This window comes from Actinomadura litoris (genome assembly GCF_009733595.1).
Classification (GTDB): domain Bacteria; phylum Actinomycetota; class Actinomycetes; order Streptosporangiales; family Streptosporangiaceae; genus Spirillospora; species Spirillospora litoris.
In genome coordinates this window covers 104,837-127,809 of record NZ_WOFH01000015.1, presented here as the reverse complement: position 1 = coordinate 127,809, position 22,973 = coordinate 104,837, and the positions used below count along the sequence as shown (strand labels likewise).

Annotated in this window: 24 protein-coding genes and 1 pseudogene; 9 read left to right on the top strand and 16 right to left on the bottom strand. The window is 69.9% G+C overall.

The window, feature by feature from the left end; genetic code table 11:
- Positions 1-963: 963 nt before the first annotated feature.
- Positions 964-1,350 (top strand): hypothetical protein, encoded by a 387-nt coding sequence (locus tag GNZ18_RS34245; protein ID WP_156220790.1) that lies wholly within the window; start codon positions 964-966, stop codon positions 1,348-1,350.
- Positions 1,351-1,788: 438 nt separating this feature from the next.
- Here the strand turns inward: GNZ18_RS34245 and GNZ18_RS34240 are convergent, their stop codons facing one another.
- The 3 genes from GNZ18_RS34240 to GNZ18_RS34230 are packed head-to-tail and all read right to left on the bottom strand — an operon-like array spanning position 1,789 to position 3,876.
- Positions 1,789-2,334 (bottom strand): GTP-binding protein, encoded by a 546-nt coding sequence (locus GNZ18_RS34240; protein WP_156220918.1) that lies wholly within the window; start codon positions 2,332-2,334, stop codon positions 1,789-1,791.
- 40 nt (positions 2,335-2,374) lie between these two features.
- Positions 2,375-3,208, bottom strand: coding sequence for a DUF742 domain-containing protein (locus GNZ18_RS42740; protein WP_156220789.1), 834 nt, complete (start codon positions 3,206-3,208; stop codon positions 2,375-2,377).
- A complete protein-coding gene (locus GNZ18_RS34230; protein WP_156220788.1) occupies positions 3,205-3,876 on the bottom strand; it encodes an RNA polymerase sigma factor in 672 nt (223 codons plus the stop codon). The genes GNZ18_RS42740 and GNZ18_RS34230 overlap by 4 nt, the downstream gene beginning before the upstream one ends.
- A 233-nt stretch (positions 3,877-4,109) precedes the next feature.
- Here GNZ18_RS34230 and GNZ18_RS34225 point away from each other — a divergent pair, with 233 nt between their 5' ends.
- Positions 4,110-4,310: a hypothetical protein gene (locus GNZ18_RS34225; protein WP_156220787.1), complete on the top strand. Its 201-nt coding sequence runs from the start codon at positions 4,110-4,112 to the stop codon at positions 4,308-4,310.
- A 771-nt stretch (positions 4,311-5,081) separates the two neighbouring features.
- Here GNZ18_RS34225 and GNZ18_RS34220 read toward each other — a convergent pair.
- From GNZ18_RS34220 to GNZ18_RS34210, 3 genes are all read right to left on the bottom strand, one after another.
- Positions 5,082-5,516 (bottom strand): YdeI/OmpD-associated family protein, encoded by a 435-nt coding sequence (locus tag GNZ18_RS34220; RefSeq protein WP_214620363.1) that lies wholly within the window; start codon positions 5,514-5,516, stop codon positions 5,082-5,084.
- A gap of 27 nt (positions 5,517-5,543) precedes the next feature.
- Complete coding sequence (locus tag GNZ18_RS34215; RefSeq protein WP_216651533.1) at positions 5,544-5,921, bottom strand: VOC family protein; 378 nt, start codon at positions 5,919-5,921, stop codon at positions 5,544-5,546.
- A 136-nt stretch (positions 5,922-6,057) separates the two neighbouring features.
- Positions 6,058-6,471: a VOC family protein gene (locus GNZ18_RS34210; RefSeq protein ID WP_156220786.1), complete on the bottom strand. Its 414-nt coding sequence runs from the start codon at positions 6,469-6,471 to the stop codon at positions 6,058-6,060.
- A 137-nt stretch (positions 6,472-6,608) separates the two neighbouring features.
- Here GNZ18_RS34210 and GNZ18_RS34205 point away from each other — a divergent pair, with 137 nt between their 5' ends.
- The 3 genes and pseudogenes from GNZ18_RS34205 to GNZ18_RS43405 form a co-directional block, all read left to right on the top strand.
- Positions 6,609-7,481, top strand: coding sequence for a sigma-70 family RNA polymerase sigma factor (locus GNZ18_RS34205; RefSeq protein ID WP_156220785.1), 873 nt, complete (start codon positions 6,609-6,611; stop codon positions 7,479-7,481).
- Entirely contained in the window at positions 7,478-7,753 is a 276-nt protein-coding gene (locus GNZ18_RS34200; RefSeq protein WP_281378211.1) for a VOC family protein, read from the top strand. The genes GNZ18_RS34205 and GNZ18_RS34200 overlap by 4 nt, the downstream gene beginning before the upstream one ends.
- A pseudogene (locus tag GNZ18_RS43405) lies at positions 7,750-7,821 on the top strand (VOC family protein); the annotation flags it as partial. The gene GNZ18_RS34200 and the pseudogene GNZ18_RS43405, both read left to right, overlap by 4 nt.
- 244 nt (positions 7,822-8,065) lie before the next feature.
- Here GNZ18_RS43405 and GNZ18_RS34195 read toward each other — a convergent pair.
- Positions 8,066-8,437 carry a winged helix-turn-helix transcriptional regulator gene (locus GNZ18_RS34195; protein WP_156220784.1) on the bottom strand — a complete coding sequence of 124 codons (372 nt, stop codon included), beginning with the start codon at positions 8,435-8,437 and terminating at the stop codon, positions 8,066-8,068.
- 77 nt (positions 8,438-8,514) lie between these two features.
- Between GNZ18_RS34195 and GNZ18_RS34190 the strand changes: the two genes are divergently transcribed.
- Positions 8,515-8,925: a RidA family protein gene (locus GNZ18_RS34190; protein WP_156220783.1), complete on the top strand. Its 411-nt coding sequence runs from the start codon at positions 8,515-8,517 to the stop codon at positions 8,923-8,925.
- Positions 8,926-9,144: 219 nt separating this feature from the next.
- On the opposite strand, the gene GNZ18_RS34185 is transcribed toward GNZ18_RS34190, so the two are convergent.
- Positions 9,145-9,456 (bottom strand): helix-turn-helix transcriptional regulator, encoded by a 312-nt coding sequence (locus tag GNZ18_RS34185; protein ID WP_156220782.1) that lies wholly within the window; start codon positions 9,454-9,456, stop codon positions 9,145-9,147.
- Between the two features lie 187 nt (positions 9,457-9,643).
- Here GNZ18_RS34185 and GNZ18_RS34180 point away from each other — a divergent pair, with 187 nt between their 5' ends.
- Positions 9,644-10,132 carry an STAS domain-containing protein gene (locus tag GNZ18_RS34180; RefSeq protein WP_156220781.1) on the top strand — a complete coding sequence of 163 codons (489 nt, stop codon included), beginning with the start codon at positions 9,644-9,646 and terminating at the stop codon, positions 10,130-10,132.
- An 864-nt stretch (positions 10,133-10,996) separates the two neighbouring features.
- A complete protein-coding gene (locus GNZ18_RS34175; RefSeq protein ID WP_246250951.1) occupies positions 10,997-12,175 on the top strand; it encodes an epoxide hydrolase family protein in 1,179 nt (392 codons plus the stop codon).
- Positions 12,176-12,843: 668 nt separating this feature from the next.
- On the opposite strand, the gene GNZ18_RS34170 is transcribed toward GNZ18_RS34175, so the two are convergent.
- Positions 12,844-13,416, bottom strand: coding sequence for a fascin domain-containing protein (locus tag GNZ18_RS34170; RefSeq protein ID WP_156220780.1), 573 nt, complete (start codon positions 13,414-13,416; stop codon positions 12,844-12,846).
- 875 nt (positions 13,417-14,291) lie between these two features.
- A complete protein-coding gene (locus tag GNZ18_RS34165) occupies positions 14,292-14,780 on the bottom strand; it encodes an Lrp/AsnC family transcriptional regulator (RefSeq protein WP_156220779.1) in 489 nt (162 codons plus the stop codon).
- A gap of 128 nt (positions 14,781-14,908) precedes the next feature.
- Between GNZ18_RS34165 and GNZ18_RS34160 the strand changes: the two genes are divergently transcribed.
- On the top strand, positions 14,909-15,634 hold the full coding sequence (locus tag GNZ18_RS34160; protein ID WP_156220778.1) for an aspartate/glutamate racemase family protein: 726 nt from the start codon (positions 14,909-14,911) through the stop codon (positions 15,632-15,634).
- Positions 15,635-15,990: 356 nt separating this feature from the next.
- Here the strand turns inward: GNZ18_RS34160 and GNZ18_RS34155 are convergent, their stop codons facing one another.
- The 6 genes from GNZ18_RS34155 to GNZ18_RS34130 all read right to left on the bottom strand — a co-directional run bounded on the left by GNZ18_RS34155 (position 15,991) and on the right by GNZ18_RS34130 (position 22,677).
- Complete coding sequence (locus GNZ18_RS34155) at positions 15,991-17,001, bottom strand: nuclear transport factor 2-like protein (RefSeq protein WP_156220777.1); 1,011 nt, start codon at positions 16,999-17,001, stop codon at positions 15,991-15,993.
- A 403-nt stretch (positions 17,002-17,404) separates the two neighbouring features.
- Complete coding sequence (locus GNZ18_RS34150; protein ID WP_156220914.1) at positions 17,405-18,787, bottom strand: rhamnulokinase; 1,383 nt, start codon at positions 18,785-18,787, stop codon at positions 17,405-17,407.
- A gap of 50 nt (positions 18,788-18,837) precedes the next feature.
- Positions 18,838-19,458, bottom strand: a complete 621-nt coding sequence (locus tag GNZ18_RS34145) for a LutC/YkgG family protein (RefSeq protein WP_312874898.1) — start codon at positions 19,456-19,458, stop codon at positions 18,838-18,840.
- Positions 19,455-20,891, bottom strand: coding sequence for a LutB/LldF family L-lactate oxidation iron-sulfur protein (locus GNZ18_RS34140; protein ID WP_156220776.1), 1,437 nt, complete (start codon positions 20,889-20,891; stop codon positions 19,455-19,457). The genes GNZ18_RS34145 and GNZ18_RS34140 overlap by 4 nt, the downstream gene beginning before the upstream one ends.
- Positions 20,888-21,601 carry a (Fe-S)-binding protein gene (locus tag GNZ18_RS34135; protein WP_214620353.1) on the bottom strand — a complete coding sequence of 238 codons (714 nt, stop codon included), beginning with the start codon at positions 21,599-21,601 and terminating at the stop codon, positions 20,888-20,890. Before GNZ18_RS34135 ends, GNZ18_RS34140 begins: the two co-directional genes overlap by 4 nt.
- Positions 21,598-22,677 carry a LacI family DNA-binding transcriptional regulator gene (locus GNZ18_RS34130; RefSeq protein ID WP_246250949.1) on the bottom strand — a complete coding sequence of 360 codons (1,080 nt, stop codon included), beginning with the start codon at positions 22,675-22,677 and terminating at the stop codon, positions 21,598-21,600. The genes GNZ18_RS34135 and GNZ18_RS34130 overlap by 4 nt, the downstream gene beginning before the upstream one ends.
- Between the last annotated feature and the right edge of the window lie 296 nt (positions 22,678-22,973).

Sequence of the window (22,973 nt, the reverse complement as noted above, 5' to 3'; positions counted from 1 at the left end):
TACGTGAACGCGACGAGTACATGGCTCGCCTCCACCGATTCCTCACAGCACAGCAGGACCCTGAGCAGCGCAAATCCTGCACCGGTGCACGATCTGGCAAACGGCCGGACGCCTTCGCCGACGCAACAACAGGCGTCCTGCCATCCCGCAGTAGTTCGACGCCACCAGTCACCGATCCGCCCGGCGGGTGGTCCAGCCCCCGGCCATCCACCTGCGGGTAACGTCTCCAGCTTTTCAATTCCTCTCGCAGGGCTCGCCGCGCATCCTTGCGGATTTCTATCAGCGGGTAGTAGGAGAACTGGCCAATGGTCCTCGCCCGGCAGCGTATGGATATAGCGCGTCACTTAACAATGGCAGACGGCGTCGACCTGCCCGGGGTGGAGGGTACGCTTCAGCGGCGCCTGGGCTAGATTTCCTTCCGCCTCGCGCATCTGTCGACGCAGGTAGGGGTATTCCTCGGGGGGATGCGCAGTGGATCGGGCGCTCGGTGCTTGTGGCGCGGAGGGAACCCTTCGACCCACGGCGGTATCCAGCCCGGTTTTCACCTTGGTGACGAGTACTGGGACAATGCGCTGACTACCCCAAGCCCGGCCAGGAAGCCTAGCGGGCCCCGGCCCGATAGGGCGGGCAAATGCACCGGGGCGAGTTTGGACTACGCCGATGCCCCCCGTTTTGGTAACAATATTGGCCCATGGATGCGCTCACCTGTCGAACGCCGGTCGACCCCATCGCTCCTGGTTCGTACCACCGCTTCACCTTGCCACGCGCTTGCTGCGTGTACGGCACAACGGGCTTCTCACCTTGCGATACGTCTTCAGCAACAGCAATGTTCTATACCAGGGCGGCCCCGCTGCGGACTTGCGCTGGATCTAGACGGCCGGTTTAGGTCTTTGGCCGCGCATGAGACCGCATCGGCGGTTGTATTTCGGAGTCAGTCGATCGCGGCCCCGGGAGGCCTGCGCCATGAAAGAGCTCATCGCCCCGCTGGCCTGGATCGGGATCATCGCATTCCTCGTCTGGGGCGTCAGAAGGATACGCCGCGAGCGGGCGGCACAGCATGCGGCCCGCGAGGCCCTCCGGCAACAGGCCGTGGCGGAACTCCGCCGTTTCGACGGGCAAGACGGCCACCTCGCCTGCGTCGAGCAGGTCTACCAACGCGCCAGGACCGGCGCCAAGGCGATCATCGTCTGGGACGCCAACGGCACCTCGCAGGACGCCTGGTTCCACGACTGGCCCGGCATCCCCGTCGGGGCCTACCTGCTCTTGGCCGGCACCACGGGCTACGGGCCCCACAATCACAACCCCAACGTCTACTACGTCCACCCCGACCAGGTCCTCACCGTGATCTGAGCCGACCGGACCTCGGTATGAAACGGCGAGGGCCGCGGCACGCCGTTCGAGCACGTCGGCGCACACCAACCTCCGCCCGCATCGCCGCCGGATGATCAGCGCGACAACTGGCGAGGTCTACCCGAGTCGCTCCTGCGAGGGCGGCCCTTGTGACTCACTCAGCTCAAGGCCCTTGACGCCTCCCGTGCCCTGACCGCCCTCACCTGCTCCTGCGACCTGGTCCGCCGCCTACGGGAAACGGCACCAACGCGCCACGACGTGGCCAGATCGCGCACGCGCGGCAGCGCATCACCCCGGCCGTGGGGACGTCGCCGCTGGGCGGTCGAGCGATCGCGGCGTGCCTGGCCGACCGCGGCCTTCTGCCAGCGCAAGGCCGAACACGTCCTGTCCTTGGTCGGCAAGGCTCACCCGCCGCCGGTTCGCCAAAGGAAACGATCTCTAAGGTGACACCGAGGCATGCAGCGACATGACGTGCTGGGCGAGGGCGATGAGGACCTGCTTGGCCGACTCGCGGTTGCGCGCGTCGCACTCGACGATCGGCACGTGCTGGCCGAGGGCCAGGGCGTCACGGATGTCATCTTCCGGGTGCTGGAACTGGCCGTGGAACCCGTTGACGGCGACGATGAACGGGAGTCCTGCGCGTTCGATGTAGTCGAGCGTGGCGAAGCTGTCGGCCAGGCGGCGGGTGTCGACCAGCACGACCGCGCCGATCGCGCCGCTGACCAGGTCGTCCCACATGAACCAGAACCGGTGCCGGCCGGGCGTGCCGAACAGGTAGAGAATCAGCTCACGGCCCAACGCCACGCGGCCGAAGTCGACGGTGACCGTGGTCTTGTCGGGCGCCGCCGGCAGCCCGTCCATGTCCGCGCTCGCGGTGGTCATGACGGCCTCGGTCGTGAGCGGAATGATCTCCGACACCGACCCGACGAAGGTCGTCTTGCCGACGCCGAGGCCGCCGCCGATGACGATCTTCACCGAGACCAGGTCCGGGTCCTGCGGCCCTGGCCCTGGCGCCGGTGGGCGTTCAGAGTTTGCGAAGTCCACCGAGCACCCTTTCGAGCAGGCCGAAGTCCGGCTGCACACCAGGGGTTCCCGACTGGTGCAGTCGCAGGAGCCCTTCAAAGATCATGTCGGCGACGAGGACGCGGGTGACCCCGAGGGGGAGCCGGAGCAGGGCCGACACCTCCGCGACCGAATGCGCCGACCCGCACAAATCCATGATCGCCCGGTACTCGGGCGTCATCTGGGAGACCTCACTGGAGGGCACTGCGGTCACCAGGGCTTCGAGTGCCAGGTCAACGCGGGGCCTGACCCGGCCGCCGGCGATCACGTAGGGGCGCACCAGCGTGGCTTCGGTGGAGTCGCCCACCGCTACCAATGAGCGGGAGCCGCCCCGCGCGGCCGCCGCGGGGGGCGCCGCGGCCGCCGCGGAGAGGCCAAAGTCCGGGCTGCCGACTCCTGAGGGATCCTCGACTTCGCCGGAACCCACACCGAGCACGGTGTCGATCTCACTCTGGGTCAGCGGCCGCTCGGCCGCCGCCGCGCGGATGAGAAGTGCGGCATAGAGTTCGATCTCGTCCAGTGCGATGCGGTCGTGTACGTGCAGATCCACCTGTTGCCGGTGCGTGCGTGCTCGCTTCTCGGGCGAGCGGTGGGCTCCTTGCCCGTCGGGCGGGCGCTCGACACCCCTCTGCTCAGGTGCCGGCCCGCCGGCGCCGGTGCGGAGGTCGGCGCGCTGGACCGCTGCCTCGGCGAGGTCACCGGAGGTGCGTTTCCGCAGCTTGGCCGCTGCCGGATCGCCCAGGGAACTTGCCTCCAGCAAGGCGTTGAGCCGTTCCAGGTCCAGGCCATCGCTCATGATCGCTCTCCCCTCTTCCGACGGAAGCGATACAGCGCGCCCTCGACGGAGCGGGCTGTGGCGCCCTCTCCGATCAGCTCGGCGATCTCGGCGTGGTTGTAGCCCAGGGTGGTCAGGACGAGAGCGGCTCGCAGGTTGTGGTCTGGCAGGCTCGCCAGCGCACGGTCGGCATGGTCGCGGTCGGCCATGAGGTCCTCAGGCCCCGGGCGGGTGTCCGGCCAGCGTTCGTCGAGTTCGTCGGCGCAGGATCGTAACCCTTCGGAGGCTCGCAGCCACTTCTTGTAGGTATCGGGGAACTGATAAGTGCAGTGGCCGATGAAATAGGTGCGCAGGCTCGCCCCCTTTCCCGGATCCCAATGGCCGCTTCGCAGGCGCTGCTGGAACGAGCGGGTCGCGACCGCGACGGTCTCCAGGGCCAACTCCAGTTGGTCGTCCTTCGACCAGGCGCTCATGGGGGGACGCGGTAACTTGATCCCTTTCTCGGCGCATCGCACAAAGATCATCCCCGTGTGCAGCCAGGCAGTGAGGACGGCGATCGCGTAGGCCGCCATCTCCTCGGCGAATCGGGTGTACACCGGCCCCGCGAAACCGTGGGCGGCCAGGAACTCCACCAGTTCTTGATCGGCTTTGTGGCGCGCACCGTCGTCGTCCTCGGGGACATCACCCATCGACACCTCATCCACCCGACCGGGGCCCGGGGCAACCCGCGAGCCGCTGCACGGGGCCTTCCGCGAGCCGCTACACCAGCCCTCTGCCTCCTCCAGTCATAGGCGTCAGCGAGCACCGACCCCACGCCATCGCGGAAAGTCGTCCCAACACGGCCAGCGCATGGGCTCACGGTGTCGAACGGTCCTATGCGTTCAACAGGAAGGCACCGACCCTCGACCTGAAGGAGCCGTTCATGACCACACCCGAATCTGACAAGCCCCTGGTGACCGTCCGGGCCGCGCTGGTGCTCACGCTCGGTGTGCTGGTCGGTGTCGGCGCGGGCCTGCTTGCGGGCGCTGCTGGACGCGGACTTCCCGAGTCCGTTTTGAGTGGCTGCGCCGCAGCAGCGGCAGGGCTCCTACTGTTTCACCAGCTCATCGCTAAAGACGAGTAGCCCACGGGAGTTGCGCCATGCGGCGTCAGCGCCCTCATGCCCGATGAGTGCTTGTTCCAGGTGGCTAGCGTCGGTCTTGACCGATTTCGCGCCGCTGAGGCCCTTGAGGTTCGCTTGGACTACCGCACGAGGTTGCTCGTCGAGCCCGGGGCGACGTGCCGTCCGGCAGCGATGGCGACGGCGCGTCCCTCGGAAGGCTGGAACACGCGATCATTCCCGAACAGCTGGTGCGTGGGGTCGACGGCGCCGGCACCGTGGGCGCGCGGACGAGATGCTCGGTCCGGTCGGTCATCGAGGACCCCAGGCCCTGCTCGACGACCTGACCGGTCCGCTTGATCGTCCAACATCTCCGCCCGAGCCCACCCATCCACGCCGCGGTTCCTGGGACGGGAACAGCGCGGTGGCCGTCGCCGTGGGGGCGTCCGCATCGAACCGGACGTCGAGTTGAGCCATGAGGAACGCCGTGGCAAGGGCCGTCTGGCCCAGCGACCGGCAGGACGCCTGGGCGGCGGTGTCGCTCACGCCCTTCTCCCGGACCGTGGCGAGCGCAGCTGCTTTCTGAACACCTTCGTCGGAGCGTCCGGGACATGACGCAGCGGACTGGATCACGTCCTGCGGTCGCTCCTTGCGCACGGTTCTCTGCGGCCCGCAGATGTGCCTCGCGGACCGCCCTCGCCGGTTGCGTGCGCGGGGATGCGTGGCGCCTTTCTGGAGCTTGAGCAGGGCCCCCGCGCGGCGAATCTCATGGTGACGGAGTCGTCGCCTCGGGTTTCAGCTTCGCAGGGCGGCGATGGCCTTCTCGATACGCCGCTGACGCGTCTCGGGCTTCTTCGCGCTTTCGATGGCGTGGACGTGCTTGCGCTTGTGGCTCGGCGCGAGAGCGTCGTAGGCGGCGCGCGCGGACGGGTCCTCGTCGAGGGCGCGGGCGAAGTCCGCGGGTTCGACGACGACGCGCGGTTCGGTGTCGAGCTCCAGGTCGACCTCGACCTCGTCACCGACCGCGACCCCCGCCGCCGCTCGGTTGGCGTTGCTGAGGCCGAGCAGGTGGCGCCCCCGCATGATCGCCACGCGGCTCTTCCAGGAGTGCCCGTTGATGGTGATCGTCACCGGCGGACGCGCGCCCCCGCCGAGCGCGTCCACCACCTCGGGTGGGATTTCCAGTCCTCGCATGGGCTCGGGCGGCTCGACGAGGGTGCGGAACTTCACAATGGGCTCCTTGCCGATCGGTGTTGTTCAGGACGCATAGGTGGTGACCTTCCACAGGTAGCCGTCCGGGTCGCTGAAGTAGCCGAAGTACCCGCCCCACGGGGCGGCGGCCGCTTCCTTGACCACGCTGCCGCCGGCGGCCACCGCGTTGTGCATCATCTCGTCCACAACTTCCCTGGAATCGGGGTTGAAGTGCAAAGAGACCCCACGGAATCCGGATCCCCGCGGAGAGACGCCGGCGTCCTGTGCCGCTGCCTCCCATTCGTAAAGGGCCAGCCGCGAGGAACCCTCGCCCAGGACGAACGAGACGAAGTGGCGGGTGTCCTTGTCGATCTCGCAGCCCAGGCGCTCGTAGAACCTCTTGGCGCGGACCAGGTCGTCGACGCCGAGCATGATGGTGCTCACCTGAAGTGACACGGTTCTCTCCTGTGGTTTCGGGGGACGGTTCGGCGCCGGCACGATTCCGTGTCGACGCCGAACCTGCTCGTGCGCGCCGGTCACGCGGTGGTGGCCGCCCGGCGCTCTCGCCTTTCCTGGACGGCTATTCCGCGTATGGCTGGTCGGTTCCCTGGGCGCTGTAGGCGAGGCTCCAGATGTAGCCGTCCGGGTCCGCGAAGGTGCCCCCGTACCCGCCCCACGGCAGGGCGGCGGCGGGCTTGAGGATCGTGGCGCCGGCCTTCTCCGCCTCGGCGATGATCTCGTCCACCCGCGCCTCGCTGCGGACGACGTAGGTGAGGACGAGTCCGCTGAAGCCACTGCCTTCCGGGCTCACGCCCACCTGGTCGGCCAGGCCGTCACGGCCGTAGAAGCCGACGGGGGAGGCGCCGTCCGACTCGAAGAACACCGAGATGCCGTAGTCGTCCTTGATCGTCCAGCCGAGCCCTTCGGTGTAGAAGCGCTTGGCCGCCTCCATGTCCCGGACGCCGAGGAGGATCGAGCTGACGTGCGCTTTCATGTCTGTCTCCTTGATACTTGAGGTGTTCGTGTCGTCTGGACCGGCGGGCCGGACGGCCAGGGCTGGGCCCGGTCGTCACATCGGCGTGGGTTCGCCGGTCAATCAGTAATGACCGGCCGGACGGAGGAATGTGACAGATGGTCGAGCGGGATTGGGTGGGCGAGCGGTTCGCCGAGCATCAGGACCGCCTGCGTGCGATGGCCTACCGGATGCTCGGCTCGTCCGGCGAGGCCGAGGACGCGGTGCAGGAGGCGTGGCTGCGGGTCAGCCGTGCCGACACCGGCCAGGTGGAGAACCCGGGAGGGTGGCTGACCACGATCGTCGCCCGGGTCTGCCTGAACATGCTCGAAGCACGCCGGAACCGGCGTGAGGACGCGGCCGGAGCGCTACCGGCCGAGCCCCAGGAGCGGCACGTGAGCATCCGCCCGACCGGACAGGACGACCCGGAGGATGAGGCGCTACTGGCCGATTCGGTCGGCGTCGCGCTGATGGTGGTGCTGGACGCGCTGGCTCCGGCCGAGCGGCTGGCGTTCGTCCTGCACGATGTGTTCGCCCTGTCGTTCGCGGAGATCGGCACCATCCTCGACCGTTCCCCGGCGGCGGCCCGGCAGCTCGCCAGCCGGGCACGGCGGCGGGTGCAGGGAGCGGCGGGCGCGACCGGCGCCGCGCGGTCCGCGAAGCGGGAGATCGTCGAAGCCTTCCTGGCCGCCTCCCGGGGCGGGGACTTCACCGCCCTGCTGGAGCTGCTCGATCCGGACGCCGTCGTCGGGGAGCTGCGCGGTGGCCGGGAGGTGGCGGACTTCTTCGCCGGACGGGCTCAGGGCGCCCGCCTCGCGCTGGTGGACGGTGTTCCGGCGGCCGTCTGGTCACATCTGGGCCGCCCCAAGGCGGTCATCACCTTCACCGTCGGCGGCGGCAAGATCACCCGCATCGACGTCGACACCGATCCGGATCGGATCCGGGACCTCGACATCGTGGTCCTGCCCGCCGACGGCCAGGACCGGCGTTGACCCGCGCGGAGTTAACGTTCTCGTCGTGCGCCTTGGCCGTCCGCGACCTGGACGAGGCACTCGGCTTCTACCGTGACGTGCTCGGCTTCGAGGTGCGCGCCGACGCGGATCTCCAAGGGCGGCGGCGGGTGAGCGTGGGCCCGCCTTCGCAGCCTGAGGTGCGGATCCTCCTCCAGTTTCCCGGCGCGGACCCGGTGATCTCACCGGCCGATCGGCGGGCGATCGTCGATCTGGCGGCCCCAGGAGCCTGCTGGGATGCCTCGTCTTCGTGACCGACGACTGCGACGCCACCTTCGAGCACATCGAGGCCGCGGGCGCCGAGGTGGTCCAGGAACCGATCGACCGGCCCGACGACGTCCGCGACTGCGCGTTCCTCGATCCGTCCGGCAACATCCTGCGGTTCACCCAGTCGCGGCAGGTGAACCGGCGTCGCGCGGCGGCCAGGCCCACGCCGCCACGGATCCCCGGGCATCCTGAGGACGACCCTTACCACGCAGCACACCGACCTGCGCCGTCCGACGGTGCGTGGCGGCATGTGTCGCCCCAGCGGAGGGATCGGGTGGGCGCTCGGTGGTCGCCCCGGGTCATAGGCCCGCCTCCTCCCGCTTGTCGAAGCCTTCGCGTGCGCGTTCGACCGCGGGCATGTGCTGCGAGGCCCATGCCAGCAGCACATCGATGGGCTGCCGGAAGGTCTTGCCGAGAGGCGTGATCTGATACCTGATCGCCACGGGGCGGGTGGAGACGACCTCGCGCTCGACCACGCCGTTCCGTTCGAGCCGCCGAAGCGTCGCGGTCAGCGACTTCTGCGTGACCTGGGGGATCGCTCGGCGCAGTTCGTTGAAGCGGCACGGGCGTTCACAGAGCTCGTTGAGGACGCTGAGCGACCACTTGTCGAGGACCTGGTCGAGCAGCTCGCGGTGCGGGGCGTCGATGCGGAGTTCGTCGGCGGTATCCATGGCGAAACCTGGTCTCGTTGAAGTGTCTTTCTTCTACTAGGTAGCTTACAGATACTTACTCTGAGAGGGAGAAGGCCATGACCGTTCAGCACTTCACGCCGGAAGGCATGCTGCAGCCCGTCCCGTACCACCACGTCGCCGTGGGCACCGGGACGAAGCACGTCCACATCAGCGGTCAGGTCGCACGCAAGGCCGACGGGACACCGGTCGCGCCCGGCGATCTGGCAGGGCAGGTCGCCCAGGCGCTGCGCAACACCTCCGTCGGACTGGCGGGCGCGGGCGCGTCGTTCGCGGACGTGCTGCGCCTGACGTTCTACGTGACCCGGTGGAGTCCGGAGAAGATCGACGACTTCATGGCCGGGGTGGAGAGCGTCGCCGAGGAGATCGGACTCCGGTTTCCCACGCCACCGGCCTCCCTGATCGGCGTCGAGTACCTCTTCGAACCGGATGTACTCGTCGAGGTCGAGGCGACCGCCCTCCTCGACTGACCGGCGCGTGCCGTCCGGTCTCGCCTGGACGCGGACGCTCCGGGAGACCGGTCGGGCCCCTCGGAGCGCGTCGTTGGCGCCTGTCCAGACGACCCCGAAGCCGGGGACTGCCGTCGGGGACGACCTGCGCGTCACGTGCCTGCTCTGGCGGCTCGGCGACGGGGGTTGGCGACACAGGTGGTGGCGCTCCTCCCGGAACCGCCGCACGCGTGGGTGTGGTCAGGGGGTGCCGCGGTCGGCGAACAGGTCGATGAGGTCTTCGACGTCGTGGTTGGCCTCGGTCGGGTAGCGGAAGGGGCGGTGGGCGTTGATGGTGTAGGTGTTGCGGCGTCCGACGCGGGTGCGGGTGAGGTAGTCCGCCTCTTCCAGGTCGTTGATGATGAGCTGCGCCGCGCGTTCGGTGATCCCGATCTCTTGGGCCACCTCCCGGACCCGCAGGTCGGGGTCGCGGGCGATCTGGATCAGTACTCGCGCGTGGTTGGTCAGGAACGTCCAGGGCTTGGCGTCCGGCCGGGTCGGCGTCCTGTCCATCCGCTCACTCCTCCTGTACGCACCCGGCCCCCTCTGCCCGCCGGGAGGCGACAGAGTGTGCTTCCCGGCAGGTGCGGAGCTTGTTCACCCAAGATTCTATGAGAAAAATTTGACGAATAGTATTTCATGTAACACTCTTGGGGTGTCCGACTCGTCCGCTGCCTCATCACCGCTGGGAGGGTGTTCCATGCTGGTGCGACCGACCGAACCGCCGCTGGAGGCGACCTCCAGCCCCACCCCTCCCGCGGGTGCCCCTACGGCGCCTTCCGGGGCCAGGGCGCTGAGGGTGCAGGCCGGTCGCCACGGCCGCTACACGCTGCTGCAGATGTCGGGCCGCCTGACCGCCGACACCGCCGTGACCGCCGAGGCCCAGATCCTCACCACGATCGTCCTCGACCCCTCACCGCACCTGGCGCTGGACCTGTCCGAGCTCGACGTGGTCGACCTGCACGGCGCGCATCTGCTGACCAAGACCCAGTTCGCCGTCCGCGCCGCCCGCGGCACCCTGCACCTGATCGCACCCGCTAACGCCCCCGCCCGCGACGCGCTGAGCCGGTATCTGCTGCACTGCGTCGTCCAGCGCCGCGAGGACCTCCCCCTCCTGGCTCCCCTCACCGCCCCTTCGGACCCCGGCTCCCTGTCGCCGCTTGACGCGCTAGAAGGATCGACTCTCTAGCGGCGTGCGGCGACCGTCCCGGGCGGCTCCTCAGGCCGCATGCACGGCTCGGGCGCCTTGGCGGCCGACTCCAGGGTTTTGGTCGTCTTCCCGACCCCACCCTTCTGGGCGAGCACCCTTTCCGGGACCGTACCGCGCCGTTGTGTCGTGACGCCGTCGTGCCGCTGACGCGGTCACGAGGAGGACCAGGCCGACAGCGCCGTCGCCCCGTCCACCGCGCCTTCCACGCTCGGACACCAGGTCGGAGGCCGTTCACTGCGACGAGGGGCAGGGCGACGCCGTTTCCACTGCCCCAGGCCATAGCGGATTCCGGCCCTCCTGGCCGCGCTCTACGGCCACGCGTGGTCGGTTCGGCGCTGTTCACTTCGGCGGGGCGCAGGAAGTCACCCTGCCCGGCATGTGGAGGGCGACGGGCAGTTCCAAGGCCCGGGTGTCCTGGTGGCCGGCCACCGGTGCGGCTGGGCATGATGGCCGCGCGGACGGCGACGCCGTGTTCGCGGGCGGCGGCGATGGGGCGCGGGTGAGTCGTTCGAGTCCGGTGGGCCGAGTGCTGGGCGCGGCAATGCATCGCGTCCGCAGGTACCGGCGCAGACCCGCGGCAGCGGGCTTAGGGACTCAGTCGCCAGGTAGGAGGCGCCTGGCCTGGGAAGTAGCGGGGGGTGTGTCCGGGTTACGCTGTTCTGCCGCCGAGTTAAGGACAGCGCAGTGACCGAGATAAGGCCCTCCTGTACCTAGATCCCGCGGGCCGACTGGTCGTAGCTGCGGCCAGGTGCGTCGCCTGGACGGCCATCCTCGGCGATGGCCGCCTAGCGGGCCTGGTCGGCTCGCGAGTCCAAGCCGGTTCTCCGATGATCAGGAGGTCTCATGTCCATGAACCGTCCAACCAGCGACGTGCACGCATTTGAAGCCCATGCGCCTGAAGCCGAACTTGAGGATCTGCGTGCGCGACTGGCCGCGGCGCGACTGCCGGAAGCCGAGACGGTCCATCACGCCGCGTCCGGCCCTCGCCGATGGGACCAGGGCGTCCCTCTCGCCGACCTCGTCGATGTCGTGAACTACTGGCGCACCGGCTACAATTGGCGGGCGTTCGAAACGCGCCTTAACCGGATCGGCCAGTTCCGTACGACCATTGACGGTTTGGGAATCCATTTCCTGCACCGCCGATCCGCGCGCGCGGAGGCCACTCCTCTGATCTTGACGCACGGTTGGCCGGGCAGCGTTGCTGAGTTCGTCGATGTGGTGGACGAGTTGGCGGATCCGAAGGATGTCGACACGCCGGCGTTCCACGTCGTGGTCCCGTCGCTGCCAGGCTTCGGGTACAGCGACAAACCGGCAACCACCGGGTGGGGGATCGAAAAGATCGCGGCCGCTTGGGTGGAACTGATGGGAAGGCTCGGCTACGGCAAGTTCGTAGCCCACGGCGGCGACTGGGGAGGTGTGATCACTACGGTCCTCGGCGGCAGGTTCCCGGCGCACGTTCTCGGCATTCACACAACGACCGCGCAGGCACCGCCCGGGTTGGCGACGGGCGGGCTGACGGCGGTCGAGCGCAAATGGGCTGAGGAAACCCGCGATTTCTGGGCCGGGCCCAGCGCGGCGTACGCGAAGCAGCAGGCGTCTCGACCGCAGACCATCGGCTACTCGCTCGTCGACTCACCGGTCGGGCTGCTCGCCTGGATCCTTGACAAGTTCGCCGACTGGACGGATACCGAAGATAGCCCGTTCGAGAGAATTTCCAGGGACCGAATCCTCGACGACGTCACGCTGTACTGGCTGACGCGGACCGGCGCGTCGGCGGCTCGCATTTATTATGAAAGCCACCTTTCGCTCGACCCCGAGCTTCGGGTCGACGTCCCGTCGGCAATCAGCGTCTACCTCCACGACATCGAGAAGTCTCCGCGCGCCTGGGCGCAGGAGCGGTACCGAAATATCATCCGATGGAGGTCGCCCGAAACCGGGGGACATTTCCCATCGCTGGAGGTTCCCGAGTACTGGGTCAAGGATCTGCAAGAAGGCCTCGCGGCAGTGCTGGCCGCCGATTGATCTGATTCCGCCTGGGTCCAGGGCCTCAGGCACCGGATCGAACTCGGAGGCCGTCGAGCTTGGACATTCCGCCGTGACGGCGTCGAGCGCAACGACGTCGAACAGCGGGAAGAACTGCCACCGGCGGGCCCGGAGCGGCCGACCACGCTGGTCAGGCCCTGCTCGGCTGGTTTGGCGATGCGCAGGATTCGACGGCACAGCCCATCGCCTCAGCCCGTCTTTCTGCCTACGCCGGGTTCGCTGGCCAGCCATGACTGCGGCCGGGGGCCGTCGACGCTGCTTCCGGGCCTCGGCTTGGTGGACCGGTCAGATATGGCGCTCGGCGGGGGCGGGATCACCGTCGGGCGGTCGGCACGGTGCGACCCCAGGCGCTGCCGACTCCCGAACTCCAGGCCCGCTACTTCACTGATTCGGCGCGGGCACATGGGATGTGGGGCGCCGAACGCGCCGCGCCGCAGGGGACCCGGGCCCGGCCAGCCGTCCGGAGACTCGTGAGGGCACTGCTGGTCTCGGGCCGAACCCCACCCCCGAATCACGCCCGCTGTCGCCCTCGGCAGGGCACCAGACCGAGTAGGTGAGCCGGGGCCGTGGGTTGCTCGGGTCATTTGATGTTGGTCGGATTTGGTGACGGAATTCCTCGGCTTGGTCGCATTACATCACACGAAGGGCTACAGGTGGTTCAGTCGGAACCACTCCCACGGCCCGATCTCGGTCGCGCGTGCGCGGAGCATCCCGTTGCGGTCGCCATCGTAGTTCAGCTCGGCCGACACGAACTTGCCGTTGGCCTGCGACTTGAACGCGTAGAGGTCCCGGGACGGGCTGTAGTACAGGTTGAACTTCTCCCATTCGGCGACCACGTCCGCCCGCGCGCGGAGCATCGCGTAGTTTTTCCAATCATAGTTGAGCTCGGCCGAGACAAATTTCTGGTTGGCATCCGACTTGATCATCCAGACCGCGCCGGACGCGGACAGATCGAACCGCTCCCACTCGGCGGCGACGTCCGCCCGCGCGCGGAGCATGCCGTAGTCGCCGCGACCATAGTTGAGCTCGGCCGACACGAGCCTGCCATTGGCGTTGGACGTGATGGTGGAGCCGGCGAGTCTCTTGCCGAAAGGCGAATTCGCCGCGGTCACCAGCACGAGGCGGTCCTTGGTGGCGGCGGACGCACCGGTGGTCGTGACGGAGCCCAGCAGTCCAAGGGCGGCCACCATGATCGTGGCCCTGATCATCAGGCGACGCATGAAGATCCTCCTCGTCCGGGTGGCCCCCGGCGTCTCCGGGGGCGGCACCGCACCGAATGCTCAACGATCAAAGGAGGATGCGCAATAGACGGTTTCATTGATGAGCATCCATGGTGTCCACTTGTGGACCCGTGCGGCTTGTATCCACCCAGTCCGGCGGGATGGCGCCGTCATTCCCATGACCGAATGCGGTCCGCCGGGAACGGTCCTTTCTCTTTTGAGTCATATTTGCATTATCGGTGGTCACCGAATTCGCGGCCCACGTCGGTCTGGAGGTCTGGGATGGAAGGCGCCATCGCACGGGTCATCCCCGAGGGGGTGAGCAGTCGGACTCGTCCCTCTCGGAGAGCGCACGGGGACAACCACACCCCCTCCGAAGCCGTCAGCACACCCCGCTCAACAACCTCCGCACTCTCGGCAAATCCACGACCTTCACGATTTGCACACGAGTACGGACGAGGGCCGGCGGTAGGGCGCACAAGTACGGAACCAGGAATATCCAAATCTCACTGCAAGCAACCCCATAACGCCGGGTCACCGTGAGCGCGACCACGGGAATTGGCAGACCGGGCAGCAGCGTCCGCCGCCGCTCATCGAGGACCGGATTGCGGCCGGACAACGCCGCGGCGACCCGGTCAGCCGCGCCGGCCGCGGTCGGAGGGTCGGTGCTCACAGGCCGATGCTGAGCCCGGCCGTGCCCCCGCTCGTACCTGGACGTTCGGGTCGCCACCGGTCACGGCTCAGCGGCTGGCGGTCCCCGGAGGGTTCGGCGGCGTCCTGGAGTGCCTGTGGCCCGGCCCGGTGAGGCAGGTGCCGGGCGTGGCGGTCGGCGTCGCGGGGCGCTTGCACGATAGGCGAAGGCTTCGTGGAGTGGTCTAGGACGTGGGCGTCTGTAGCAGCCGTCGGAGCAGAGGAGTGGTCCGGTAGGCGACGATCTCGCGGGTGACCAGTGACGTTGTGGTGCGTTCGACGCCAGGGATGGCGAGCATCATCCCGGCGATCCGGTACAGGTCATCGGCGTCGGCCGCGACGGCCTGCACCATCAGGTCGGTCGGGCCGCTCACGCTGTAGACCTGGAGCACTTCCGGGATGTCGGCCAGGGCCTCCGCGACCTCGTCGAGCATGCGTTGCACCACCTGTACGGCGGCGAAGACCGTCAGCGGGTGGCCGAGCCGCCGGGGGCTGATCCGGCGTTCGAAGGACTCCAGACCGCCGCCCTCCTCCAGCTTCGCCAGTCTGGCCTGCACGGTGTTGCGTGAGAGGCCGGTCTGGTCCGCCAGCGCGACGGTGGTGGAACGCGGGCGTTCGATCAGCGCCAGAAGCAGGCGGGCATCCATCACATCGATCCGGTCACCGTTTGGCATTCTGCTCGTCCCCTCACGCTGCGGTGTCTGGTTCTACGCATAATGCTCAATCTGAAGAGCATATCTTGTGCACTAAAGCGCTTCGTGTTGTGCTTTGCGAGCATTACGCACGGATCGTGGGGAGAGCCATGAAGCATCTCGGCATCATCGCGCACAGCGTCGAAGGCGCGGCGCTCTGTTTTCAGGCGTTCTGCCGGGAGGGCTTCCGGGAGCTCGGCCCCCACCAGCACCCCGATGTCAGCCTCGACTGCATCGCCATGGGACGCAGCATGTCCCACTGGGACCAGGGCGAATACGGCCCCATCCGCTCGATACTCGCCGAAAGCGCACAGCGGCTCGCCCACGCGGGCGCGGACTTCTTCGTCTGTCCCGACAACACTGCTCACATGGCCCTCGAACTGCCGGGAGATGCCCTCGCGCTTCCCGGCCTGCACATCGCCGACGTCGTCGCCGACCGCGCGGCGCGCGACGGACGCGAGCGCGTCGGCGTCCTCGGTACCAGGTATCTCATGGAGGGGCCTGTCTACGACAGGGCGCTCGCGGATCGGGGGATCGCCTCGGAGGTCCCCCGGGCCGAGGACCGGGAGAGGATCAACACGATCATCTTCGACGAGCTCGTCAACGGCGTGTTCACCGAGAGCTCGCGCCAGGAGTACGTGCGCGTCATCGCGGATCTGGCAAGCAGAGGCTGCGACGCCGTGGCCCTGGTCTGCACGGAGATTCCGCTCCTGGTGACGCCGGACGTCTCCCCGCTGCCGACCCTCGATTCCACCCGCCTGCTGGCAGGCGCCGCGTTCGACGCCGCCATCGGCCGCATCGCCCTTCCTTCCTGGCGTGGCGGCCCTGTTCGCTGACCAGCCGGAGCAGCGCGGTGGCCGAGCAGTGGGAGGACGAGGCGCGGCTGCCTGCGCCCGCCCCCCGGCGATGACCAGGGCCAGCCGATACCGGGTCTCCTTCTGAGTTCGCTGCTCCCACCTCAGCGGACCTCCAAGGAGGAACCCGATGGGGAGGGCGCCTCGCCACATCGACCCGGGGAAAGCGGTGGGCCCTGGCCAGGGGGCAGCGACGCTCCTACAGGGTTAGGTGGCGCGGGCGGGCACCACGTGCTCGTTCAACGGGCCTCCCACCCGGCTGGAGCATCCAGGTGGTGCCGATGTCGCCGTGTTGGACGTCGGGCTGCTCGGTGTCAGGCGTGTACTGCGGCTTCGGCTCATCGTTGGGGCTGGAGCAGGCCATAGAGCCTGCGGATCTCCTGGTCGTCGGCGATCAGGGGGAGCGTGTCGAAGGTCAGTGTCCAGTCGGTCAGCCGGCCGTCGCGGTATCCGAACCGCTCGATGACGCCGAAGGAGGTGGTGCGGTTCTGGCTGTTCACCGTCCCGAACCACTCCTGGTAGGTGGCGGCGGGGGTGCGCACCCTCTGGCCGGGGTCGAGCCTGGCGCCGGGGTCGTTGCCGAAGGTGCCGAACAGTCGTTGCAGGTAGGCGAGCTTGGCGGCGCGGGTGCGCAACCGGCGGCCGTCGAGTCCGGTGCCCGACAGCGCGGCATCGCCCGTGGAGTCCGCCAGGGCGGCTGCGTCCCGCCGGTTCCAGGCCGCGGCCCGGCCGGGGATGTCGTCGGGGCGCGCGGAACCCTTGGCGAGTGCGGCCGTGCCGCGGCGCTGGTCGGTCACGTCGGCGAACAGGTCCCTCAGGGTGCCGTCGAGCGGTTTGAACCAGCGGAACCGGTCGTAGTAGCGCCGCCCCTGGACGACGTCGCCCCTCTTGTTCAGGACGACCCGGTAGATCGCCGGGTACTCGACCTTGTTCTTGTTGAGAACGGCCCGGTTGTCCGCGCCGTACATGACGACGTTCCGGTCGGCGGCGATGCGGGTGGGCCGGAAGTTGAGCGAGGGGACGAGCCCCAGCGATGTGCGGATCGACTTCTCGATGTTCGCGCGCCCCTGGACGGGAACGGCGGCGGCCTCCCACAGGGTCGCGTTCTGGTCCCACATCTCCCCGTAGGCGGCGACCCGCTTGTCCAGGTCCCTCTCATCTGGCGAGTCCGGGGTGGTGTAGGTCGGCATCGCCCCGAACCGTGTCTGCCGGTCGATGAACTTCTGGGCGGCGGGCGTGACCCTGCCCTCGGTCACGGGCGGGGCATCCGCCTGAGCCGGAACGGCGAGCACCACCGGGACGGCGGCCACGGCCGCGGCCACAAGGGCCTCTACTGAACGCCTGGTCACTGACACTCCTCGCGGATGAGAACGGGTATGGGGAAGACGCTCGTCAGCCTGCCGAACGGTCAGTTGAAGATCCATTACCCGGCGGGTAATCCAGCACGACGCACCCCGCCGGGGGGTGTGCGCGTCGACCACGGCGCGAACGGCAGCGCGGTCCGCGACACGAGTCGGCCGGGTCCTGGCCGCGCCCGGCTCACCGACCGAGGCGAGGAAGCCATGGCCGTCCTCGGCGGCGTCTTAGGACGCGCCCGATCTCCTCCGGTGCGCCTCGTCGTCCGACGAGCGGAGTGTTGCCGGGACGCGTCCCTGCGTCGCGGGTCGCACGACCCCTTTGTCCCAACCCATTGACCTGCGGGGCATTCGCCTTTGCCGCCGGTCCCTTCCGTCAGCTGACCAAAAGGTCATTTCACCGTGCCGGGGAGGCGAGGAGGGCGGCGGCCTCGTCCCAGCGGTCCGTGTCGCCGGACGGGGCGAAGCGGCGCAGCGGCTGCGTCCCGGCGACCAGCGCTCGTGACTCCGCGAGCCCGCCCGCTGCGCCCAGCGCGCGGGCCTGGGCCAGCACGTTGCCGAGCGCGGTCGCCTCGACCGGCCCGGCCACGACGGGGAGGCCGCTCGCGTCGGCGGTGAGCCGGCAGAGCAGGTCGTTGCGGCTGCCGCCGCCCACCAGGTGGACGACCTCGACGTCCCGTCCGGACAGCGCCGCCGCCTGCCGGATGGCGGCGCGGTGCGCGAGGGCGAGGCTGTCCAGGACGCATCGGACGGTCGCCGCGCGGCCCTCCGGGACGGGGAGGCCGCGGCGGCGGCAGTGCGCGGCGATGCGGGCGGGCATCCCGCCCGGCGGCAGGAACTCGGGGTCGCCCGCGTCGATCAGCGAGCGCAGGCCGGGGACGTGCGCGGCCTCGGCGAGCAGCGCGGGGAGGTCGGGGTCGCCCCACGTGCGCAGGCATTCCTGGAGGAGCCACAGGCCCATCACGTTGCGCAGGTAGCGGACCGTCCCGTCGACGCCGCCCTCGTTGGTGAAGTTGGCCTTGCGGCTCTCCTCGGTGAGGACGGGCGCGTCCAGTTCGACGCCGACCAGGGACCACGTGCCGCAGGAGATGTAGGCGAACCGGTCGGTCGTGGCGGGGACGGCGGCGACCGCGGACGCCGTGTCGTGCGACCCGACGGCGACGACCGGGAGGCCGGGGTGCCCGGTCTCGGCGGCGGCGTCCGGGCGGAGGACGCCGATCGGCGAGCCCGGGTCGCGCAGCGGCGGCAGGATCCCGGCGGGGAGGCCGAGGCGGGAGAGCAGGTCGTTCGACCAGGCGCCGGTGCGGACGTCGAGGAGCCCCGTCGTGGACGCGTTCGTCCGCTCGGCGCCGGTCTCCCCGGTGAGCCAGTACGCGAGCAGGTCGGGGATGAGGAGCAGGGTGCGCGCCCGCGACAGGTCGTCCGCCGCGAGCTGGTAGATCGTGTTGAACGGGAGGAACTGGAGGCCCGACGCCTGGTAGAGGAGGTCGTCGCCCACCTCGGCGCGGATCCGCTCCATCACGCCGTCGGTGCGCGGGTCGCGGTAGTGGACGGGGTTGCCGAGCAGCGCGCCGCTCCCGTCCAGCAGCCCGTAGTCGACGGCCCACGAGTCGACGCCGACCGAGGCCAGGCCGGAGGGGGCGGAGCGCAGGCCGTCCAGGACGTTCCCGTACAGGCCGAGGACGTCCCAGTGCAGGGTGCCGTTCACCCGCACAGGACGGTTGGGGAAGCGGCGGAGCTCGTCCAGCTCCAGGGTGCGGGGCCCGACGCGCGCCGCCATCACCCGCCCGCTGGACGCGCCGAGGTCCACGGCCGCGAAGGTCGCCTCGCTCACGCGACGACCAGCACGTCGAGCGTGCGCGGGCCGTGCACGCCCTCCACCCGGGACAGTTCGATGTCGCTGGTCGCGGACGGCCCGGACACGAACGTCAGCGGCCGGAGCGGGTCGAGCCGCTCCAGGGCGTCCGGCACGTCGGGGGCGACCTGCTCCGCCCGCACGATGATCAGGTGGTGGTCGGGCACGAGCGACAGGGCGCGCGGCCCCTGCGCGGGGCCGTGGTCCAGGATGATCGTGCCCGTCTCGGCGATCGCGGCCGCGCAGCCGGTGACCGCGCCCGCGAGGCCGTCCAGCGCGGCGACCGAGGGGTCGCGGACGAGCGGGGCGCCCGCCCCGGCGACCCACTCCGGCGGCAGGTCGGAGGGCACCCCGTACGATCCGGGCCGGGCGGCGAGGCACTCCGCGACCGCCCCCGCCACGCCGGACGGCGCGACGCGCCGCACGGTCGCGCGGTAGTCGGCGACCCGCTCCGCGAACAGGTCGAGGACGTCGCCGTCGTGGTGCCGCCGCCGGTACGCGCGGTCGATCCGGCCGTAGGACGCGGCGACCTCGGCGGCCGGACGCGTCGGCGTCACCCGCTCGATCCGGCGGAGGATCTCCTCGCGTGCGCTCACTCTCCCTCGCCCCCGTTGGTCCGGGCCCACCAGGCGCGGAACGACTCGGGCGGCGGCACGGGCGCGTCCCGCGTCTCGGTCCACGCCGACAGCGGGCCGGGCAGCCGCCGGATCCGGCCGCCGCGCCCGACCAGCCTGCGGGACGCCGACGCCCCGCGCTGGGCGAGCGCGAGCCGGGTGGGGGAGCGCAGCGTCCACCCGGCCGCCGCCATCGCGACCCTTTCGAGGGGATGGCGCGGCCCCTTCTCCACCGCCCGCGCCCGCAGGTGGACGAGCACCTCGGGGATGTCGATCGCGACCGGGCACGCGTCGAAGCACGCCCCGCACAGCGACGAGGCGTAGGGGAGGGAGGCGTCGACGTCCGACCCGATGCCCCTGATCTGCGGGGACAGGATCGCGCCGATCGGCCCCGGATACGGCGAGCCGTAGGCGTGGCCGCCCGCGCGCTGGTAGACCGGGCACACGTTCAGGCACGCGGAGCAGCGGATACAGCGCAGCGCCTGCCTGCCCACCTCGTCGGCCAGGGTCGCGGTCCTGCCGTTGTCCAGCAGCACGAGATGGAAGTCGCGGGGCCCGTCGCCCGGGTGGACGCCCGTCCACGCCGAGGTATAGGGGTTCATCCGCTCGGCCGTGGACGAGCGCGGCAGCAGTTGGAGGAACACCTCAAGGTCGCGCCAGGTCGGGACGATCTTCTCCACGCCCATCACCGAGATCAGCGTCTCGGGGAGCGTGAGGCACATCCGGCCGTTGCCCTCCGACTCCAGCACGACCAGCGTCCCGGTGTCGGCGACCGCGAAGTTCACCCCCGACACCGCGACCTTCGCCGACAGGAACTTGGCCCGCAGGTGCCGCCGCGCGGCCTCGGCGAGCGCGGCGGGGGAGTCGGTCAGCCCTTCGGGCGCGTCGTCCATCGCGCGCAGGAAGATGTCGCGGATGTCGGACCTGTTCCGGTGGATCGCCGGGACGAGGATGTGCGAGGGGCGGTCGTCCCCGAGCTGGACGATCAGCTCCGCCAGGTCGGTCTCGTGCGCGGTGATCCCCTCCCCGGCGAGGAACTCGTTCAGCCCGATCTCCTGCGTCGCCATCGACTTGACCTTGACGACCTCGCTCTCGCCGGTCGCCTTCACCAGGTCCGCGACGATCCTGTTGGCCTCGGCGGCGTCGCGCGCCCAGTGCACCGTTCCACCGGCGCCCGCGACCTTCTCCTCCAGCAGCCGCAGGTAGTGGCCGAGGTTCTCCAGCACGTGGTCCTTGATCTGGCGGCCCGCCTCGCGGAGCGCGGGCCAGTCCTCCAGCTCGGCGACCGCGTCCGCGCGCCGCCCCCGGATCGTCGTGGTCGCGCGCGCCAGGTTGGCGCGCAGCCGGGGGTCGGCCACCGCGCGCCGCGCCGCGTCCGGAAACGACGGCATCCCGACGTAGGTCGGCATCGTCATAGCGGGTCCTCCTCAGTGGACGCGAGGATCTCGGCCAGGTGCACCGTCCGGACCCCGGCGCGTGTGCGGGTGAGCGCTCCGCCGATGTGCATCAGGCACGAGTTGTCGGCCGCGCACAGCGCCCCGGCCCGCGTCTCCCGGACGGCGGTGACCTTGTCCGCGCACATCGCCGCCGACACCTCGGGGTTCTTCAGCGCGAACGTCCCGCCGAACCCGCAGCACTCCGCCGCGTCCGGCAGCTCGACCAGGTCGATGCCGCGCACCTCGCGCAGCAGCCGCAGCGGACGGTCGCCGACCCGCAGCATCCGCAGCGAGTGGCAGGTGGGGTGGTAGGTGACGCGGTGCGGGAACGACGCGCCGACGTCGGTGACGCCCAGCACGTCCACCAGGAACTCCGTCAGCTCGTACACGCGGGAGGCGACCCCGGCGGCGCGCGGCGCGAGCCGCGGATGCCAGTCGCGGACCATCGCCCCGCACGACGCGGACGGCGTCACGATCGCGTCGTAGGGCCCGAACGTCTCCGCGAACCCCTTCACCAGGGGCAGGGCCTGCCGCCGGTAGCCGGTGTTCAGGTGCATCTGCCCGCAGCACGTCTGCCCGGACGGGAACTCCACGTCGTGGCCGAGCCGCCGCAGCAGCCGCACGACCGCCCTCCCCGTCCCCGGGTAGAGGGTGTCGTTCACGCAGGTCAGGAACAACGCGACTCTCACAGCGCCAACCTCACGATGCCGCCTCCCCCCTCGGACCGGCTCGACTCGCGGACGACCAGCTCCGGCTGGAACATCACCTGCTGGTGGGCATGCCCCACCGGGTCGTCGCACTCCTCCAGCAGGAGTTCGGTCGCGATCCGGCCGAGCTGGTAGGTGGGCTGCCGCACCGAGCTCAGCGGGACGGCGGCCGCCGCGGAGAACTCGATGTCGTCGTACCCGATCAGCGCGATGTCAGCCGGGACCCGGATCCCCGTCTGGAGCAGCACCCGCAGGACGCCGAGCGCGAGCAGGTCGTTCGCGCAGAAGATCGCGTCCGGCAGCGGCGCCCCGGCCTCCAGCATCCGCCGCGCCGCCTCCTGCCCGGCCCGCGCGTTCATCGCCCCGACCGGGATCTCGCGCAGCGCGTCGCGGCCGAGCCCGGCGGCGCGCAGCGCCCGCAGCGCGCCCTTGCGCCGGTCCGCGCACTGCCGCAGCACCGTCGGCCCGGTGACGAAAGCGATCGTGCGGGCGCCCGCGGCCAGCAGCTCCGCGGTGGCGAGCTCGCCGCCCGCGACGTCGTCGACGGCGACCGAGCACTGGTTCGCGCGCGGCGTCGGATGGTCGAGCAGCACCACCGGGACGTTCCGCTCGCGCAGCCGCCCGGCCGCCGCGCCGTCGTCGCCGACCGGGGTCAGCAGCACGCCGCGGACCCGCTGCTCGGCGAACACCCGCAGGTTGCGCAGCTCCCGCTCGTCCGACTCGCCGGACGAGGACAGGATCACCGCGTAGCCGCGCTCGCTCGCGGTGTCCTCGACGCCGCGGGCCACGTCGGTGAAGAACGGGTTGGCGAGGTCGAGGACCATCAGCCCGATCGTGCTGCTGTGGCCGGCGCGCAGCGTGGACGCCGACCCGTTGCGGACGAACCCGAGCTCCCGGATCGCGCCCTCGACCCGGATCCGGGTCGCCTCGGCGACCCGCTCCGGCCGGTTGAGCACGTTGGACACGGTGCCGGGCGAGACGCCGGCGTGCGCCGCGACCTGCTTGATCCCGACCGTCCCGCGCGCCGCGCCGGGACGGTCGGTGCCGTCTGTGCTCAATCTGTGTGCCCCCGGTCCGATCGCTGATATCGGCTCACTTTGGGTCATCGCATTAAAACGTGTCAACCCCGCCGACCGTGCGCTGGAGGCCGATAGGCGGGTGGCCGGTGCCGGTCGCGAACGATTTCGAAGTGCTCACAGGCCCTTACTGCGCCGGGGTTTCCGGCGATCTTGGGCGACCCCGGCGGAAGATCGGCTCTTGACGGGTGCTCTGGCTCACATCTAGCGTCCTCCGCAACATCTTGTTAAAACGTTTTTCATCCCAGCGTCCTGGAGCTGCCTCCCGAGGAGGGCCC

Excerpts from the sequence above, each read along its gene's own strand:
- GNZ18_RS34225 (WP_156220787.1), top strand. The coding sequence starts at position 4,110 with ATGACCACACCCGAATCTGACAAGCCCCTGGTGACCGTCCGGGCCGCG.
- GNZ18_RS34180 (WP_156220781.1), top strand. The coding sequence starts at position 9,644 with ATGCTGGTGCGACCGACCGAACCGCCGCTGGAGGCGACCTCCAGCCCC.
- GNZ18_RS34165 (WP_156220779.1), bottom strand. The coding sequence starts at position 14,780 with ATGCCAAACGGTGACCGGATCGATGTGATGGATGCCCGCCTGCTTCTG.
- GNZ18_RS34185 (WP_156220782.1), bottom strand. The coding sequence starts at position 9,456 with ATGGACAGGACGCCGACCCGGCCGGACGCCAAGCCCTGGACGTTCCTG.
- GNZ18_RS34150 (WP_156220914.1), bottom strand. The coding sequence starts at position 18,787 with ATGGCGGCGCGCGTCGGGCCCCGCACCCTGGAGCTGGACGAGCTCCGC.
- GNZ18_RS34140 (WP_156220776.1), bottom strand. The coding sequence starts at position 20,891 with ATGACGATGCCGACCTACGTCGGGATGCCGTCGTTTCCGGACGCGGCG.
- GNZ18_RS34205 (WP_156220785.1), top strand. The coding sequence starts at position 6,609 with ATGGTCGAGCGGGATTGGGTGGGCGAGCGGTTCGCCGAGCATCAGGAC.
- GNZ18_RS34210 (WP_156220786.1), bottom strand. The coding sequence starts at position 6,471 with ATGAAAGCGCACGTCAGCTCGATCCTCCTCGGCGTCCGGGACATGGAG.
- GNZ18_RS34170 (WP_156220780.1), bottom strand. The coding sequence starts at position 13,416 with ATGCGTCGCCTGATGATCAGGGCCACGATCATGGTGGCCGCCCTTGGA.
- GNZ18_RS34230 (WP_156220788.1), bottom strand. The coding sequence starts at position 3,876 with ATGGGTGATGTCCCCGAGGACGACGACGGTGCGCGCCACAAAGCCGAT.
- GNZ18_RS34190 (WP_156220783.1), top strand. The coding sequence starts at position 8,515 with ATGACCGTTCAGCACTTCACGCCGGAAGGCATGCTGCAGCCCGTCCCG.
- GNZ18_RS34245 (WP_156220790.1), top strand. The coding sequence starts at position 964 with ATGAAAGAGCTCATCGCCCCGCTGGCCTGGATCGGGATCATCGCATTC.
- GNZ18_RS42740 (WP_156220789.1), bottom strand. The coding sequence starts at position 3,208 with ATGAGCGATGGCCTGGACCTGGAACGGCTCAACGCCTTGCTGGAGGCA.
- GNZ18_RS34195 (WP_156220784.1), bottom strand. The coding sequence starts at position 8,437 with ATGGATACCGCCGACGAACTCCGCATCGACGCCCCGCACCGCGAGCTG.
- GNZ18_RS34160 (WP_156220778.1), top strand. The coding sequence starts at position 14,909 with ATGAAGCATCTCGGCATCATCGCGCACAGCGTCGAAGGCGCGGCGCTC.
- GNZ18_RS34175 (WP_246250951.1), top strand. The coding sequence starts at position 10,997 with ATGTCCATGAACCGTCCAACCAGCGACGTGCACGCATTTGAAGCCCAT.